General features: G+C 65.6%; 17 protein-coding genes. 11 read left to right on the forward strand and 6 right to left on the reverse strand.

What is annotated here, in order from left to right; genetic code table 11:
* Window positions 1-5: 5 nt before the first annotated feature.
* Window positions 6-1,298, forward strand: a complete 1,293-nt coding sequence (locus KA712_12820; protein MCG5053839.1) for a sensor histidine kinase — start codon at window positions 6-8, stop codon at window positions 1,296-1,298.
* Complete coding sequence (locus KA712_12825; GenBank protein ID MCG5053840.1) at window positions 1,295-1,831, forward strand: response regulator; 537 nt, start codon at window positions 1,295-1,297, stop codon at window positions 1,829-1,831. The genes KA712_12820 and KA712_12825 overlap by 4 nt, the downstream gene beginning before the upstream one ends.
* A gap of 5 nt (window positions 1,832-1,836) precedes the next feature.
* Here KA712_12825 and KA712_12830 read toward each other — a convergent pair whose 3' ends face one another.
* The 3 genes from KA712_12830 to KA712_12840 are packed head-to-tail and all read right to left on the reverse strand — an operon-like array spanning window position 1,837 to window position 6,044.
* The gene (locus KA712_12830; GenBank protein MCG5053841.1) at window positions 1,837-2,031 is read right to left on the reverse strand and encodes a hypothetical protein; all 195 of its coding nucleotides are present in this window, start codon (window positions 2,029-2,031) and stop codon (window positions 1,837-1,839) included.
* Window position 2,032: 1 nt separating this feature from the next.
* On the reverse strand, window positions 2,033-2,488 hold the full coding sequence (locus tag KA712_12835; GenBank protein MCG5053842.1) for a nucleotidyltransferase: 456 nt from the start codon (window positions 2,486-2,488) through the stop codon (window positions 2,033-2,035).
* Between the two features lie 31 nt (window positions 2,489-2,519).
* The gene (locus KA712_12840; GenBank protein MCG5053843.1) at window positions 2,520-6,044 is read right to left on the reverse strand and encodes a carboxypeptidase regulatory-like domain-containing protein; all 3,525 of its coding nucleotides are present in this window, start codon (window positions 6,042-6,044) and stop codon (window positions 2,520-2,522) included.
* A 125-nt stretch (window positions 6,045-6,169) separates the two neighbouring features.
* Here KA712_12840 and KA712_12845 point away from each other — a divergent pair, with 125 nt between their 5' ends.
* Window positions 6,170-6,733, forward strand: coding sequence for a Uma2 family endonuclease (locus KA712_12845; GenBank protein ID MCG5053844.1), 564 nt, complete (start codon window positions 6,170-6,172; stop codon window positions 6,731-6,733).
* A gap of 11 nt (window positions 6,734-6,744) precedes the next feature.
* On the opposite strand, the gene KA712_12850 is transcribed toward KA712_12845, so the two are convergent.
* The gene (locus KA712_12850) at window positions 6,745-7,191 is read right to left on the reverse strand and encodes a VOC family protein (GenBank protein MCG5053845.1); all 447 of its coding nucleotides are present in this window, start codon (window positions 7,189-7,191) and stop codon (window positions 6,745-6,747) included.
* A gap of 158 nt (window positions 7,192-7,349) precedes the next feature.
* On the opposite strand from KA712_12850, the gene KA712_12855 reads away from it, so the two are divergent.
* From KA712_12855 to KA712_12865, 3 genes are all read left to right on the forward strand, one after another.
* Window positions 7,350-7,886 carry a hypothetical protein gene (locus KA712_12855; GenBank protein MCG5053846.1) on the forward strand — a complete coding sequence of 179 codons (537 nt, stop codon included), beginning with the start codon at window positions 7,350-7,352 and terminating at the stop codon, window positions 7,884-7,886.
* Window positions 7,887-8,088: 202 nt separating this feature from the next.
* On the forward strand, window positions 8,089-8,364 hold the full coding sequence (locus KA712_12860) for a type II toxin-antitoxin system Phd/YefM family antitoxin (GenBank protein ID MCG5053847.1): 276 nt from the start codon (window positions 8,089-8,091) through the stop codon (window positions 8,362-8,364).
* The gene (locus tag KA712_12865) at window positions 8,333-8,653 is read left to right on the forward strand and encodes a type II toxin-antitoxin system RelE/ParE family toxin (GenBank protein ID MCG5053848.1); all 321 of its coding nucleotides are present in this window, start codon (window positions 8,333-8,335) and stop codon (window positions 8,651-8,653) included. The genes KA712_12860 and KA712_12865 overlap by 32 nt, the downstream gene beginning before the upstream one ends.
* 144 nt (window positions 8,654-8,797) lie before the next feature.
* Here KA712_12865 and KA712_12870 read toward each other — a convergent pair whose 3' ends face one another.
* Window positions 8,798-9,736, reverse strand: a complete 939-nt coding sequence (locus tag KA712_12870) for a LysR family transcriptional regulator (GenBank protein MCG5053849.1) — start codon at window positions 9,734-9,736, stop codon at window positions 8,798-8,800.
* 130 nt (window positions 9,737-9,866) lie between these two features.
* Here KA712_12870 and KA712_12875 point away from each other — a divergent pair, with 130 nt between their 5' ends.
* From KA712_12875 to KA712_12895, 5 genes are all read left to right on the forward strand, one after another.
* The gene (locus KA712_12875) at window positions 9,867-10,727 is read left to right on the forward strand and encodes a pirin family protein (GenBank protein MCG5053850.1); all 861 of its coding nucleotides are present in this window, start codon (window positions 9,867-9,869) and stop codon (window positions 10,725-10,727) included.
* Window positions 10,728-10,976: 249 nt separating this feature from the next.
* Entirely contained in the window at window positions 10,977-11,771 is a 795-nt protein-coding gene (locus KA712_12880; protein MCG5053851.1) for a TIGR04255 family protein, read from the forward strand.
* Complete coding sequence (locus KA712_12885) at window positions 11,768-12,436, forward strand: helix-turn-helix domain-containing protein (GenBank protein ID MCG5053852.1); 669 nt, start codon at window positions 11,768-11,770, stop codon at window positions 12,434-12,436. Before KA712_12880 ends, KA712_12885 begins: the two co-directional genes overlap by 4 nt.
* A complete protein-coding gene (locus KA712_12890; GenBank protein ID MCG5053853.1) occupies window positions 12,437-13,291 on the forward strand; it encodes a hypothetical protein in 855 nt (284 codons plus the stop codon).
* A 156-nt stretch (window positions 13,292-13,447) separates the two neighbouring features.
* On the forward strand, window positions 13,448-14,293 hold the full coding sequence (locus tag KA712_12895) for a hypothetical protein (protein ID MCG5053854.1): 846 nt from the start codon (window positions 13,448-13,450) through the stop codon (window positions 14,291-14,293).
* Window positions 14,294-14,331: 38 nt separating this feature from the next.
* Here the strand turns inward: KA712_12895 and KA712_12900 are convergent, their stop codons facing one another.
* Window positions 14,332-15,084, reverse strand: a complete 753-nt coding sequence (locus KA712_12900; protein ID MCG5053855.1) for a hypothetical protein — start codon at window positions 15,082-15,084, stop codon at window positions 14,332-14,334.
* Between the last annotated feature and the right edge of the window lie 36 nt (window positions 15,085-15,120).

A 15,120-nucleotide genomic window follows, 5' to 3' on the forward strand; every position in this document is an offset into this window, starting at 1 on the left:
ACACCATGAGCTCGGACAAAGACAGCCCCACCCGCATCAACCTCGACTGGCTCTATCGGCTCCGGTGGGGGGCGGTGTTCGGGCAGATCGTCACGATCGTGGTGGCGCACTTCGGGCTGGGCGTCGCGCTGCCCTTGCCTGCGCTTTCGTCTATCGTGGCCACCGAGGTCGTGTTCAACCTGGGCGTGCGCGCGTGGCAGCGCCGGGCGCGCAGGATCGAGCCGCGGCATCTCGTGTGGGGCCTGGGCTTCGACATCGTGACCCTTACCTTGCTGCTTTTGCTTTCTGGGGGGCCCCACAACCCGTTCAGCTTTCTTTACCTCGTGTACATCGCGCTCGCGGCGGTGGTGCTGACGCCCCGGTGGACCTGGTCTTTGGTGGCGTTGGCGGCCGTGGGTTCGGCGCTGCTCTTCGTGGTGCCTAGCCATCACCTGCACATCCACGGCGACGGTGATGGGCTCTTCAATCTTCACCTCCAGGGCATGTGGGTGGCGTTCACGGTGGCGGCCAGCTTCATCGTGTATTTCGTGATGCGCGTGCGGCGCGCCCTGGCCGAACGCGAAGCCGAACTGCAGGCCATCCACGCCGCGGCCGAGCGGAACGAACGCCTGTCGGCGCTGGCCACGCTGGCCGCGGGAGCCGCGCACGAGCTGGCCACACCGCTCGGAACGATCGCCACGGTGGCCAAAGAGCTGGAACGCGCCTTGAAGCTCGGCCACTCGGGACCTGAGCTGCTCGAAGACGCGCAGCTCATGCGGGCCGAGGTGGAAAGGTGTCGCCAGGTGTTGCAGCAAATGTCGGCGGACACGGGCGCGACGATGGCCGACGGGTTCGAGACGTTCCGGGTGAGCGCGCTGCTCGATGAGGTGCTCGCGCAGCTGCCCGCCGCGCGCGGGACCGTGGATCTGGCCTGGCGCGCGCCGGCCCCGCAGGCCTTGCTCAAGGCCCCGCGGGCGCCCCTGCGCCAAGCCCTGACCAACGTGATCAAAAACGGCTGGGACGCTTGCGAAGCCGCAGGGCGGCCGCCGCGTGTGGAAGTAGAGGGCAGCCTCGCCGCGGGGTACGTCGAGCTGCGCATCCGTGATCACGGCGCGGGCATGTCGGCCGAGGTGATGACCCGTGCCGGCGAGCCGTTTTTTTCCACCAAACCAACCGGCAAGGGGATGGGGCTTGGGCTCTTCGTGGCCCGCAGTGTCACCGAGCGTCTCGGCGGCCGCGTGGTCATCGATTCACGGCTCGGGGAAGGCACGGAGGTCCGCCTCACCTTGCCGGCCACGGCCGCGCGGGAGGCGGCATGACCGAACCCAACGCCCAACGCCTTCTGCTGGTGGACGACGACGAGACCTTTCGCGAGCGCCTGGCTCGCGCGCTGCGGGCCCGTGGCTTCGACGTCGACACGGCCGATGGGCCCGACGTTGCGATGGCCGTGGCCCGTCGGGTGCATCCGCAGGTGGCCATCGTGGACCTGCGTATGCCCAAGGGGTCGGGCTTGGAGCTGGTGGGCAGCCTGCACGCCCTCGACGCCCAGATGCACATCCTGGTGCTCACCGGTTACGGCAGCATCGCCACCGCCGTCGAGGCGACACGGCTGGGCGCGGCCGGATACCTCGCCAAACCGGCCGATGCCGACGACGTGCTTCGCGCGCTCGCAGATCCAGCGGCCGACAGCGAAGCCGAGGCCAACACACCCAGCCTGGCGCGGGTCGAGTGGGAACACATCAACCGCGTGCTGGCCGATTGTGAAGGCAACCTCTCTGAAGCGGCGCGGCGGCTCGGCATTCATCGTCGCTCGCTGCAGCGCAAGCTCCAGAAGTATCCGCCGAGGCGCTAAAGACCTCAGAGCAGTGACTTCGCAGGGTCGCGAGGCTGGGACTTCGCCAGCGCAAGGCACAAGCGGGTCAGCGCGCTCTGCATTTTGAGTCGGCTCGTAATCGCAGCAGCCGTCATGTCTACGCCTTTCATCACGAAACCTCTTTGCTGCTGCATGGCCGACATGGCCCTGAGGCGCTCCGTGACGGCCTTGGCGCTCATGTCAACCACGACTCACCTCGCTCAGTCTTTGCACATCCGAGACGTCCTGGGGACGGCCGGCGGCAAGCTTGAGGGAGATCAGCCCTTCCCGCGACACCACCACCACGGTCCCGCCCTCGAAGTCGAGGGTTTGTCGCCCCTCCCAGATTCGCAACAAGGCCCCCTCGGCCAAAAGCGCATCCAGCATCAGCGGCTGCCCATCTGCAAGGATCTTGGTGAACCGCACGATGGTCACCCCGCTGCCAAACGCGAGAGGTTCCGTTTCGAAGACGAAGCCAGCGGCCCGGGCGCTCTCGCGCAGAGCGGGCAGAAATGCCTCCGGAATCAGAAGGTCGATGTCCTGAGTTGCCCGCGGAACGCCGTGAACCGCCAGGGCGATGCCCCCGCAGATGGCGTAGTCGACCTGACGTTGTTGCATCTGTGCCAGCAGCGCACTCAACTCCGCGAACAAGTCCATCGCGCTAGTGTGGCCTCCCGAACGAAACACGTCACTCCATTTTTGTGGCGTCGACGACCTTGACGGTTAGCGGGGGACCGGCGGCGCGCTGGAATGTCACCGTGATGTCCGCTTTCGCTTCGGAGAGGCGACGAATGAGGTCGGAGGATCTCCATCCCACCGTCGAGGCACCGTCGACCGCGATCAGTGAAGCCCCCGCCGTGATCCCTGCTCGCGCGAAGGGGTGACCTTCAGCCACCCAATCGACCATCAGAGGACCGCCCTCCGTGGCGGCCGCGAGAATGCGGCGGTCGAAAACGCGCGGAGGCACCGGCACCAGCCGCACCACGCCCACGTCCTTGTCGCCGTTGATGTCAGAGAGCCTGAAGGATTCCACCAGACCTTGGTTGAACTCCTGAATATGCACCTCACAGGAGTCGCCCCGCTTGGCGATTGACTTCGAGAAACGGCCCTCGGCATCGAGTTTCACCTCCTTCTGGCGCGCCGAAGAGCACGAGAGGACCACCCGCACCTCCGCATGACTTGCAAGCGGCACGACTTGACCTCGAATCGTCAAAAGAGGGTCGGTGATGATGTGAAGGTCGTCGACCGAGTTCGAGAGATCGACGGACTGGCGCGCGTGCTGCCCAAGCGCGGACAGCACTTCGGCAACGTAGTGACCCGGGGGCAGGTCGCGACAGGTGAACCGCCCTTGGCCCGACGTGATCTCTTGTGAACAGCTCGGGGAGGTTCCTCCGTAGGGATCGGCCGCGGAAGACGAGAAGCTAATGCTGTAGGCGTTCAAAGCCGTACCATCCGGCAGCGTGACGTGGCCGCGCACGTTCACGCCGTGCTTCAGTGTCACGACGATGTCCCGCGTGTCGACCTCGAAGGGACCCGCACCGGCATCGCCAAATCCAGGCGCCTTCACCCACAGACGGTGGCGGCCCTTCACGACCTCCCGGAAGAGAAAGCGTCCGTCTGCGTCGGTGTTCACCACCGTGTCACCCCCATGTCCCTTGCCGTCAGCACCGGTGACGCCTGCCGACACGATGGCGCCGGGCACGGCACGCCCCGTCTCATCCTGCACCCTCCCGGAGAGCGTGCCTTCCACCACCTCCTTTTCGAGGCTCACACTCACCGTCGCCGCTCGTTTCCCCGTCAGGTCCACCGTCACGCAGTCTTTCCTCGCCCAGCCACAGCGGCTCTGAAATCGGGGGCCTCCTGTTCGGCTGACCCGAACGGCGTAAACGTTCTGCCCAAGCGGCCCGAGGCGAAAGCGCCCTTGCGCGTTGGTGGTCGTGGCCCGCGCATCACCGCCCGGAGCCGCGACGGAGACGTGAAGGCCCTCGCTGAGCCCCCCGTGCGTTTGCACGATGCCTTCGATGAAGTTGCCAGCCTCGACCCGCACGACGACCTCCTCTTTCAGCTCCTGCGAAACGTTGACCTCCTGATAGCCCTTGAGGTCACCGTGTTCCGCATGAATGACGAGCACGCCGTGAGGAAACCGGGGAACCCGGAAACGACCGGTGTCATCGGCGGTCATGACACGGGGCGTACGGGCACGAGAGATGCCTGCCCACACGGGCCACCCAAAGAGCTTGATCCGCGCTCCCGCAAGCGCCTGGCCATCAGGCCCCTCTACACGCCCCCTGACCGCAAAGGTCGCTGGCAGGGTGAAGGCGTGCGTGGCGTGCTCCTGGTCGAGCGTGACGATCGCCGTCATGCCGTCGCCCTCCACGGGCTCCTGCAGAGTCACTTGATACTGACCTTGCGTGAGTCCTTCGAAGGCGTAAAAGCCCTTTGCATCCGTCGTGGCTTTCAGTGGCGACGTCTCGCGCGGGGCAACGGTGAGATTGCCCGTGGGCGTGAGGACCAGGTGAGCACCCTCTGTCGCGCCCCCTTCGTGATCAGTGACGGTTCCGGAGATCGTGGCCCCGGGTCGGACGTAAATGTCTTTTTGAGCGGGCGCCCCGAACACGACGACCATCGGGCTGTCGGCCGTGCCAACCAGCCGCCCCTTGCGCGCCACGAGCGTGTAGAGGCCTGGAATGACCGAGGATGTCGAGTAGACGCCGTCTTTTCCCGAGATGACCTCGATCACGTCTTGACGAAAGGGCACATCACTCGAAGGGGAAAGGGATATGTGAGCGCCTTCGACGGGACGTTGGGTTCCCTCTTCGAGCACCCTTCCCAAGAGCGTCGCCGCTTCCCGCAAAACGATCGTGCGGGTCAGATCCCGGTCGATGGCCAGTACTTCCGAAAAGGTTTGATAGCCCGACGCACGCGCCACCACCCGGTAGCTGCCCTCCGGCAGAGCCAGCTCGAACCTGCCCTTCTCATCCACATCGGTTGCCACGTGCGCGCCGCCCAACCCGAGCTGCGCCGGTGTGTTCGTCAGGGTGGCGGAGACCTTCGCATGCGGAAGGGCAATACCGTCACCGTCGGCAACCACGCCCGAGAAGGTCCAGGCGGCCTCTTTGACGACCACCATCGTGGGCGGAAGGGTATCCCCGTTTGCAGCACGGAGAGCCGGCACGTCGAGATCTTCGAGAGCGCCCACCTTGCGTCCTGCGCGGGCCGTCAGCGTATAGGTCCCCGTGCCCACGCCCGCCAAACGAAAGGCGCCCTGCTCATCGGCCGTGGCCGTTTGCGCTTCGTGCGCGGCCCCTTGACTGTCGAAGGCGGCCACCGTCAGCACGAGCGCCGCAGAGGGGACAGCCACGCCTGCTTCATCGACCACGTGGCCCTCGATGACAGCCCCCACGGGCAAGACCTCGTTCGCATTCCCAAGCGCCTGCAATCCTCCCGGCGCGGAGGAGCGTGCGGCGGCGTGCGGCGCGGGCTGTGCCTGTCGGGGCGCGCGCGCGACGATGGTGAAGGTAAACACCGCCGCCAGCATCAGCAACAAGGCGACCCAGGTCCGGACCGTGAGTATGAAGGCTCCTGCTTTGGCAGCTTCACCTGCGGGCAGGCGACGAAAGGCTTCTGGAAACAAGGCGAACGCCCAGGTTTTGCGAGGCCCGAACCGTTCATCCATCTCTGTGCGGATGGCATCCAGCCCATATTTGAGACGCCACCGAATCGTGCCCGCTGACACGCCCCACTCTTTGGCAAGATCCGTGGGACGTTTGTCGTCGCGAACCGTGGCGAGGAGGGTTGCGCGGTATACCTCGGGCAAGCCCTCGACGAGTTTCATCGCGTGCTGCTCGAGCTCGCGACGCTCCATCGCCTCCGAAGTCTGCATGGACTCGGTCGCATGCGCGAACCCGGCCCGCGCGGCGGCCTGTTCGCGCTCGTGCTGGCGAAGGCGCGTCCGGGCGGCGCGGGATATCCTGCGCCGCATGACCGTGGCGTACCAGGCACGGGACAACGCCCGCCCCGGTTGCTCACGAAGCGCGGCCTCGGCAACGTCCTGCGTGAGGTCTTCAGCCAAAGCCGGATCCCGGACCAGGGCCAGCGCGAGCTGACGCATCCACCGCTGGTGATGCGCGTCATCCATGAGGGGCAATGGCGCATCGTGTGCACCGACTCCACGGGGCGCTTGGGGCTTCATCGCGTTCGTCTCGTCGATCATGAACGAGAAAGCCCGCCGAGCCGCAAACGTTGGAAAAAAACGCGGCCGCTCCACGCCCAAAATGCGGCCGTCCCTGCCGCGCTGGCTGGCCACCCCTGACCCTGATCATGGTACGATCGAACGTGATGACCGCTTCGCTTACGCGACGCCCCGCGCCTTTCACCTACCGGGAGTACTGCCTGCTCCCGGAGGACGGCAAACGCCACGAGCTCATCGAGGGAGACTTTTTCGTGACTCCTGCCCCTTCTCCTCGCCATCAGACGGTGTCTCGCAGGCTGCAGTACCTGCTCATGCAGGCGCTCGAAGAGCCCGGGCACGCGCAGGTTTTTGACGCGCCCGTCGACCTGCTCCTTCATGACGAGTCCGTGGTGCAGCCGGACCTCGTGGTCGTGAGCACGGCTCGCACCTCCCTCATCACCGCACGGGGCATCGAAGGCGTTCCCGATCTCGTGGTGGAGATCCTCTCCCCCTCGACGGGTGACCGTGACCTTCAGCTCAAGCGGCGCGTGTACGAGCGCTTTGGCATCCCCGAATACTGGGTGGTTGATCCCGTCTCTTGTTTCGTCACCGTCTGGACCTTGGAGAACGGGCGCTACGAGCAACGCGCCTACCTCGACAGAGCGTCCACCCTGACCTGGCCCGCTTACCCGGCGCTCAGCGTGGATCTGTCACGGGTGTTTCGTCCCTGAGGGCGTTGACCCTAGCTCCCTGTTCCCGGTGACCACCCCGCTGGGGGGACGACGTTCACCATCCACGGCACGCCGAACTTGTCGATGAGGCTTCCGTAGCCAGGCGACCAGAAGGTCTGTGCAAAGGGCATGACGACTTGTCCCCCCGCGCTGAGCGCTTCGAACCAGCGTCGTCCCTCATCGAGGTTCTCGGTGTGGAGGGTTACGTCGAACCCGTTCTTCGGCTTGTCGATGTGGGGAGCGAATTCGGGCGGCATGTCCGCGCCCATGAGCGCTTGGTCGCCAACCTTCAACCAACAGTGCATGAGCCAGTCTTTGTACTCCGCTTTTACGGGCATACCGGGTGGCCCCTCCCCGAAGGGGTGGGCAGCCGTGATCTCTCCGCCCAGCGTGGCGGCGTAAAACGCGAAGGCTTCTCGGCATTGGCCCTTGAAGCTCAGACTCGTGACGATCTGCATGAGGTCTCCTTCCTCTCGAGGGGCTGCTGTCTTCAGCCACTCTAGCACCGGGACGACTTCGTATCGTAATTGCAGTTCTGTCATCTCCGAGCAGCTCAACGGAAGTTAGCCGCACTGGCCGGAACCCAGACGCCGCTCAGGTGTCAACAGACAGAACCATGCGTAGTCTCTTTGCTCTCCTTGCGCTCGGCGTGCTCGCCGGTTCCAATTCTGCGATAGCCACGCCGAAAACCCTGGCGCTCGTTCTGGAGCCAGGCCGGGAGTGGTGTCCGGGCGGCGTCACGATCGGGATCATGCTGACGAACAAGTCGCACGCCCCCATCTGGCTCGCCATCAATCGGGACGGGGTGAACGGCAAATGGGATGACTTCGGGTACGAGTACTGCCGCCAGGCAGGGCCTAACACAGAATGCGCTGGGGGTGGTCAAGCAACAGGCTCCCCACACGATCCCCGGCCCGAGGACCTGATCAGTGGCCCAAACGCCCTCGTCCTTGAAGAACAACACCATGCGCGTTGGCGCATCGACCTCGGAAGAGTGCCACTTCGCGGGGGGGCGGGCGAGTTGACGGTCTCCATCGACATCCTGTCGAGCGATGATCCCCGCTCAGATCGACCCCTGATCAACCATCATCTCGAAGCCAAGCTGCACGTCCGCTTGCACCGCTCCGGCAGTTGCTGGCGGGTCGGCGGCTAACTGTTTGTTGCAGCTGCCGGTGCCGCGTGCGTCACCTTGAACCTAGACATGGCAGCGGTATGCGGGCGACAATGCGGTCTTCGGGCTCAGGTGGGCCACGCAGCTGAACTTTGCACGTCATACGGATCTGGCTGGGGATGAGGGTTTGAGTTGTTGGTGATGTACAGTATACTTTTAGACGTACTATCAAACGTACGTCCAGATGAGCACCAAAGTACCTGAAATCATTCCCATCAGCGACCTTCGACAGGATGCGGCTGGCGTCCTCAAAAGGGTCGGCAAGTCGCGCGAACCCATGGTGATAACGCAGCGTGGCCGTGCGGCAGCCGTGATGCTGAGCATTGAGGAATTCGAGCGAAGCCAGGAAGAGCACGAGATTCTCCGAGCACTCGCCCGTGGCGATCAGGAGATTAGGGCGGGAAAGGGTTTTGACTTAGATACCGTTCTTGCCGAAGCTGATGGCATCCTCAAGGCTTAAGTACGAAGTCCGATTTACGCCATCAGCACGCCGACAGTTTCTGTCCGCCTTGGCGTTCATCCGTGCGGACAAACCGTCGGCAGCTCTGGCGTTTCGACGAAAGGCCGAGGTTGTGTTGCGCAGGTTGGAACGGTTTCCGCAGTCGGGTCACCCGCTGAAGGAGTTTCCAGAATTGCCTCACCGAGAAGTTGTCGTTTCGCCGTACCGCTTCTTCTATCGGTTGGTCGACAAGACAGCGTGGATTGTCTCTGTGTGGCACGGGCATCAGCTGCCACGCGAACCTAAATAGAGGTCGGTTAACTCCTGCTCAGGCGAACCGTATAACTCGTCGTTTCAGCAGTCGGTGCCGCCGTTACGGCGCCGCCTCGAGAGATGGATCTCGAGCTGCTTGATGGCGACAAGCGGGTGCATGTCATCATCGTGCCCCGTCCCTTTAACTTTTCGGCGTCCCACCCCGCGAGGGACGCCGCCGGCGCACCGGCGGCTCGAGAGGCGTCATGGGCGCAACGAGCGCCCTTAGGAGTTGCACGAAAAGCCGCACTTTGGCCGGCAAGTGTTGGCGGCTTGGGTACACGACGTGGATGAGTTGCGGCGGTGGTTGCTCCTTGGGAAACAGAACCTCGAGGCGGCCCGCCGCCACAGCCTCGCGGCAGATGAGGGACGGCACCTGGGCAATGCCCACGCCCGCCAAGGCCGCATCACACGCAACTTCGAGATCGTTGACGAGCAGTACGGGGGCCACTTTCACGTTCTTTCCCAGGATGTTCCAGCTTTCGAAGGGTCTAAACCCAATGAACCGCGCCGCAGAGAGGTTGTGACGTGTCAGACGACCTTGCTGGGCAAGGTAGGACGGCGAGGCCACACAGTAGGTGTAACCAGAGCCGAGCGAGGTTGCGATGAGAGCGGTGTCGTCCAAGCGGCCCACGCGAATCGCGAGGTGAAAGCCCTCTTCGATCAGGTTCACGCGCCGATCGGCAAGCATGACCTCGACACGGGCGTTCGGGTAGCGGCCAAGATACGCGGACAGCACCGGCATCAAGAAGCGACGACCGTAGAGCACCGGCGCAGAGATGCGGAGCCAACCGTTGGGTTCGTCCTCCCGTTCGCGGACCGCCGCGTTGGCCTCGTCGATCTGCGCGGCAATGGAGGCGCAGCGTTCGAAATACGTGTTACCCACGTCGGTGGGCCGCACACGCCGGGTCGTGCGCTCGAGCAAACGAACGCCCAGGCGGGCTTCGAGCCGCGCCACCCGTTCGCTGAGGCTCTGCTTGGTGATCCCGCGCAGCTGCGCCGCCCGCGTGAAACTGCCCTCGCGCACGACGTCGGCGAACAGGAGCATGTCGGTGGGCGCAACGTCATTTGTCAGGCTCATCCTGACAGTATGTCAACATGTGTGGAGATTGTCGCCACGGCCTGCATGCGGCACGCTTACCCCTCATGGACATCTTGCCGCACGTGAGTCTCGGTGACGTTGCCTTTCGTTTTGCCCCGGGAGCCTGGTCGTGACCTCGCGCCGGGTGGTTGCCTCGGTGGCCCTCGAGGAGGCGCGCATGGGCGCGGGCTTTACGGCGCGCAGCCTACGAGGGCGCAGCCTCGCCCTGGATCCCTTCCTCAGCATCGACGAATTCCACATGTCCTTGCCGACGTTTCCCCCGCATCCCCACGCGGGCTTTTCAGCCGTAACCTACATGCTCGAAGATTCGGCCGGGGCGTTCGTCAACCGTGACAGTCTGGGAGACACGTCGCGCATCGGCCCGGGGGACCTGCACTGGACCCAGGCCGCGCGCGGCATGATGCACGAAGAGATTCCCGAACGACCCGGCGTCGATTGCCACGGCCTGCAAATGTTCGTGAACCTGCGGCGCGCCGACAAACAGGCGCCCCCGCGCGCGTTTCACCTCGATCGTCAGCAGGTCCCCGTGTTCGAGGCGCCTGGCGCCCGGGTTCGCGTGTTGGCCGGAGCGCTGGGCGGCTTGGCGGCCCCTCTCGAAGGGTTACTGACGGATGCCTTTTTGTTCGACGTCCAGCTTTCGCCTTCGGCCCGTCTCGTGCTCGACGTGGACCCCACACACAACGTCTTTGCCCTTGCGCTGTCGGGCGACGGAACCGCCGACCCCGAGGGCGCCCCGATCGCCGCAAGCCCAAGCTCTTCGTGCCGCGCGGTCGGGTTTGCGCGGGAGGGAAACACCTTGAGCCTCGCGAGTGGTCCGCACGGCCTTCACCTCATCGTGGGCGGCGGAGCTCCCCTCGGCGAGCCGGTCGTCTTCGGAGGCCCCTTCGTCATGACGAGCCCCGAGGACATTAGCGATGCCTTCGCGCGCTTCGCGCGCGGCGAGATGGGACGCCTCGCCCCCTCGGCCTAGGGGCCTGACTCTCCAAGAGACGTCCTGCGTCTCGTGGAGGACGAAGTGCACCGCCAGCGGCGTCCCATGAAGCCGGTGGTCAACGACGCGCTTCGCTGGCGGACCGAGCCCAACGACGGAGAAATCGCTTAGATTTCAGGTCTTTGCGCGCCACTTTCTTCGCCAAGTCACCTGCGGAGCCACACTTTCTGATTCGCTTACTTCACACTATGCTTCACAGTCGGACACTTAACGATTACCTTTATCCCCATGAGCGTCGCCATGGACCCGCTCGTAGCCCCGCCGCCCGCGGAGGTCCCTCTGAAACACGCGCCTCTGGTGCGGGTCATCGCCCAGCTGCGCTTCCCGGAGGTTCTGTCTGTCGAGCAGCGCGACTTTGTCGCCCCGTTCCAGGAGGCCATCCGCTCGAAGTACCCCGTACTCCGCCAGGAGCAGACGCAGGGCATCGTGCTCGGCGCCGCCGTGCTTGCGCCCGCTAAGCCGCAGGTCGCTTGGCGGTTCAGCGACACGGACGGCCACTGGCGCGTCTCCCTCACCACGGAGTTCTTGGCACTCGAGACCACGAAGTACGTCAGCCGTTCGGATTTCCTTGCTCGTCTCGGGGCGGTCGTTACGGCTTTGGACGAGCACATCGAGCCCGCACAGGTGGACCGCCTCGGTGTTCGCTACATCGATCGGATCACTGGAATCGCGGTGGATGATATCGCCACGCTCGTCCGTGCCGAGGTCCGAGGGATCACCGGAACGGTCGCGGCGACGCACGCCGCGCACGCGCTCTCGGAGTCGCTGTTCCAGGTTGACGATGCACGCCTCCTCGCGCGGTGGGGCGTTCTTCCACCTGGCAAAACCGTCGATCCCGTCGCTATCGAGCCGGCTTCGGAGAAGAGCTGGATTCTCGATCTCGACATGTTCAGCGCCACTGCCATGCCCTTCGTCGTGGACCAGGTCGTCGAGCGGGCGCAGCGGTACGCTGAGCGCATCTACACGGTGTTCCGCTGGGCCGTGACTGACGAGTTCCTCGTCCAATTCGGGGGCAAGCCATGACCAGCCTCGATATGCGCCCGCCGCTCGAGTCGACCTCGGCTGCCGGAGCGATGCTCATGCGCCAGGTGCGCGAGCCCATCCTCGTGGGTTGCATGCTTGCCGGACTGGGGACCTCTACTGCGCATGCCAGGGAAGCGGAGACACTGCGCCGGGCGCAACGTTCTGCTGAGCGGACCACGACCGGCGATCTCCTGCCGTCAGCGCAGCCCGCTGGCGCGGCCATCGGCGAGCTCCGTCGGCTCAGCGGGCTCACGTGGGACCAGCTCGCGCGAATGTTTAACGTGAGCCGCCGGTCGCTTCATTTCTGGGCGAGCGGCAAGCCCATGACCCCCAGCAACGAGGAGAACCTTCACCGGGTTCTCGCGGTGCTGCGAAAGATCGATCGTGGCTCGGCGAGTGCCAATCGTACCGCTCTGCTTGGCGTCCACGAGGACGGAAGCATCCCCTTTGACCTTCTCGTCGAAGGTGATTACGAACGCGTCTTCTCACTTTTGGGGACCGGTGGTGGGCGACGCGTGTCGCCCCCGAAACTCGACAAGGCGGCGCGCGCTGCGCGAGCTCCTCGTCCGCCCGAGGAGCTCGTCGGCGCGCTTCAGGATCGCATCCATCCCACCAGTGGCCGTCTGCTTGCCGCGAAGCCGGTCACGCCCACCCGGAGGAAGTAGGTGGCGACGCTCGCCCCTGACTCCGACGAGGCGAAGCGAATCGATGCGGCACTCGGGGAGTGGCGGCAGGGCGATCTCGCGCTCGAAGAGACGTGGTTCGTTCACCTGGGAGATAGCGCGCTGCCCCTGTCCGATGCCTCCTCACAATCGGAGGGAGGGATACAGGCCCTGACGTCCGAGGTGGACGGCTTGGCCGTCGTCACGCAGACCTGTGACGTCGTTCGAAGTTGCGTGACCCGTCCGTACATCGAGGTCGCACCGCTCGTGCGCGTGACCGAAGACGAGCTGTACCAGGTGAAGCGCGGTCGACGACCGGCGCACGCGACACTGCCGACACTCGAGAGAGAACTGCTCGTCGCAGACCTCGACCGGATCATGACGGTGGAGAAGTCGATAGTGGCATCATGGAAGCGGACGCCGGGATTCACGCGGGACCAGGATGGCCGCGCGTTCGCGCAGGCGCTCGCACGCAAACGGGTCAGGTTCGCGTTTCCTGACGATTTCACGTCCCTCGTCAAGAAGCTCCACTCGCGCCTGGGCGACAAACACGACAAGAATACCAAAGAGGGCCGCGGACTCCGCGCGCTCCGCGAGATTCGCGTTTGCGGTGCACCGTCGTGGGATGCTGCATCGGTCGAAGTCTTTTTCTGGTTCATCCGTGACGGTGCGAACACAACCTTCGATGGCGAGAACTGGGCGGACCTCCTCAAGGACTGGTTAAAGCTCGTCCCGGCGACAGGCCGTTTCACCATCATCGACGGCCAGATCGCTGCGCTCGAGGAGATGACGGCCCGCGACTACGTGGACAGTGATCCGCTTGATCTCGATCATTTGTCGAGTACGGTCGGCGAGTAACGCCTCTCGTGACCATGCGGCAAATTGTCGCAGCGGCGCGCTCTTGGCTTGAGCGGGGCGCGCCCGGGCGCTAGCACCCGCACGATCATGTCGATGCGCTCCTCCCCCTTCGCTCGCCCGGCTCCACAGCCGAGGGGCCTCCGTGTCGCGGGGCGTGTGAGCTTCGCCAGCGCACTTTTGGGCTTGCTTGCGGGGCCCGCCGAGGCCCACCACGACGCAGCGGACGCCCTGCCGCTGTCGCTGAACACGCCGGGAGCCGTGGGCGGCCTGACGAGCCCCGCGGAGCGCACCGAGACGCGCTTCGGTTTCCTGTCTCGCGCCTTCCGCGTGAACGACAACCCGCTTTACGGCGCAGCCCTGGGTGGCGACGCGCTGGTGCTGTGGAACGGGCTGTTCGGGAACCTGAGCGTGACCCCACAGCTCAGCCTCGAGGCCCTGGTGCCGCTGGTCACCGACCTGCCCGATGACCAGGAGAGCCGCACGGGGCTGGGTGACGTACGCCTGGGGGTGCGCTGGTTTCACCGCGTCTCCTCCCTCGACGCGACGATGGCGCTTGGGGCCGAGGGGTCGTTGCCCACGGGCGACGCCGCCCGCGGATTCGGCGCCGACGCGGTGGTCACGAGGACCTCCGGACGCCTGATTCACGACCTGCCGCGCCCCCGGATGCGCATTTACGGCGAAGCGGGCGTGGCGTGGACGTGGGCCGAACGACGCGGCACCTTGGCCGATGCGGCGTTGGCTGCGCTCTGGCAGCCCTTCGAACGGCTGGGCTTTTTGTGCGAGGCGCGCGTGCTCACGGCGCTCGAGCAAGGGCGGGCCCAGGCGCTGGCCTTCGTGGGGCAGACCCGCCAGGCCGGGGATACCACCTTGGTGATCACGCCCGCGCTCACACTGGCGCTCGGCCGTCAGGTGGGGATGAGCGTGGGCCCTCAGATTCCGCTCGGCTTCAAGGACTTCGACTTCGGCGTGACGGCTGCGGTGGGGTTTTCCCCCGGGCCGTGATCCTCGCGGTCCCGTACCGGCGGTCCGACAGGCAGCGGTCAGCGCTTCCGGGTGAAGCGCGACAGGCCCATTGCCCGTACCAAAGGCTCGGCCTCCGTCACGAGCTCGAGGTGCCCGATCCGCGTGTTCACCATGACCAGGCGCGCGCGGCGGGCGCGGGGGGGAGGTGCGGCGTCGAGAACGTCCAGGCTGACTTTCCGTTTGAAGCGACGGGCGAAGGGGCGGGCCCACGTGTCGGTGGTGCTCACGATCACCACCATGCGACGGCCAGGCCGACGCAACCAGGCTTCGTAGGCGTCCTCGAACCCGTAGAGCGCGTCGACCAAAATCACCTCGCGCAGGCGGGGGCTTTCGAGCCAGCTCGCGATCGTGCGGTAGGCGGCGCTGTGCCCCACGGCCACCACGGGCAGGCGCCGGGGCACGAGGCGGGCACGCGCCTTCGCCACGACGTCGAGGAGATCGTCGAGGTCGAGCCAGCGCACGGGTTCACCGGCGGCCTGAGGGGCCTCGGGCACCACGAACACCGCGGGCAGGCGGCTGGCCTCGCACTTGCGTTCGAGCTCGTGCGCGCTCCACGCGGTGTCCGCGTCCGTATAGAACCCGTGCACGTACACGACGATCGCCGCGGGGCGTACCCCGGCGGGGCGATAGACGTGCACGGGGCCGCGCGGGGTCTCGAGGCGCAGGTAGAGCGGGGCGGCGGCGCTCACGGGGCCCGCCTGCGCGCCTGACGCCGCGGCGGTGAAGGCGGCAAGCCCAAGGACCCAGGCGAAGAGCCTGACGCCCCGCACCTGCCGCTTGCGAGACCACGTCGGGAGCGCTTCACC

The organism is Myxococcales bacterium, assembly GCA_022184915.1.
Lineage (GTDB): Bacteria > Myxococcota_A > Polyangia > Fen-1088 > Fen-1088 > JAGTJU01.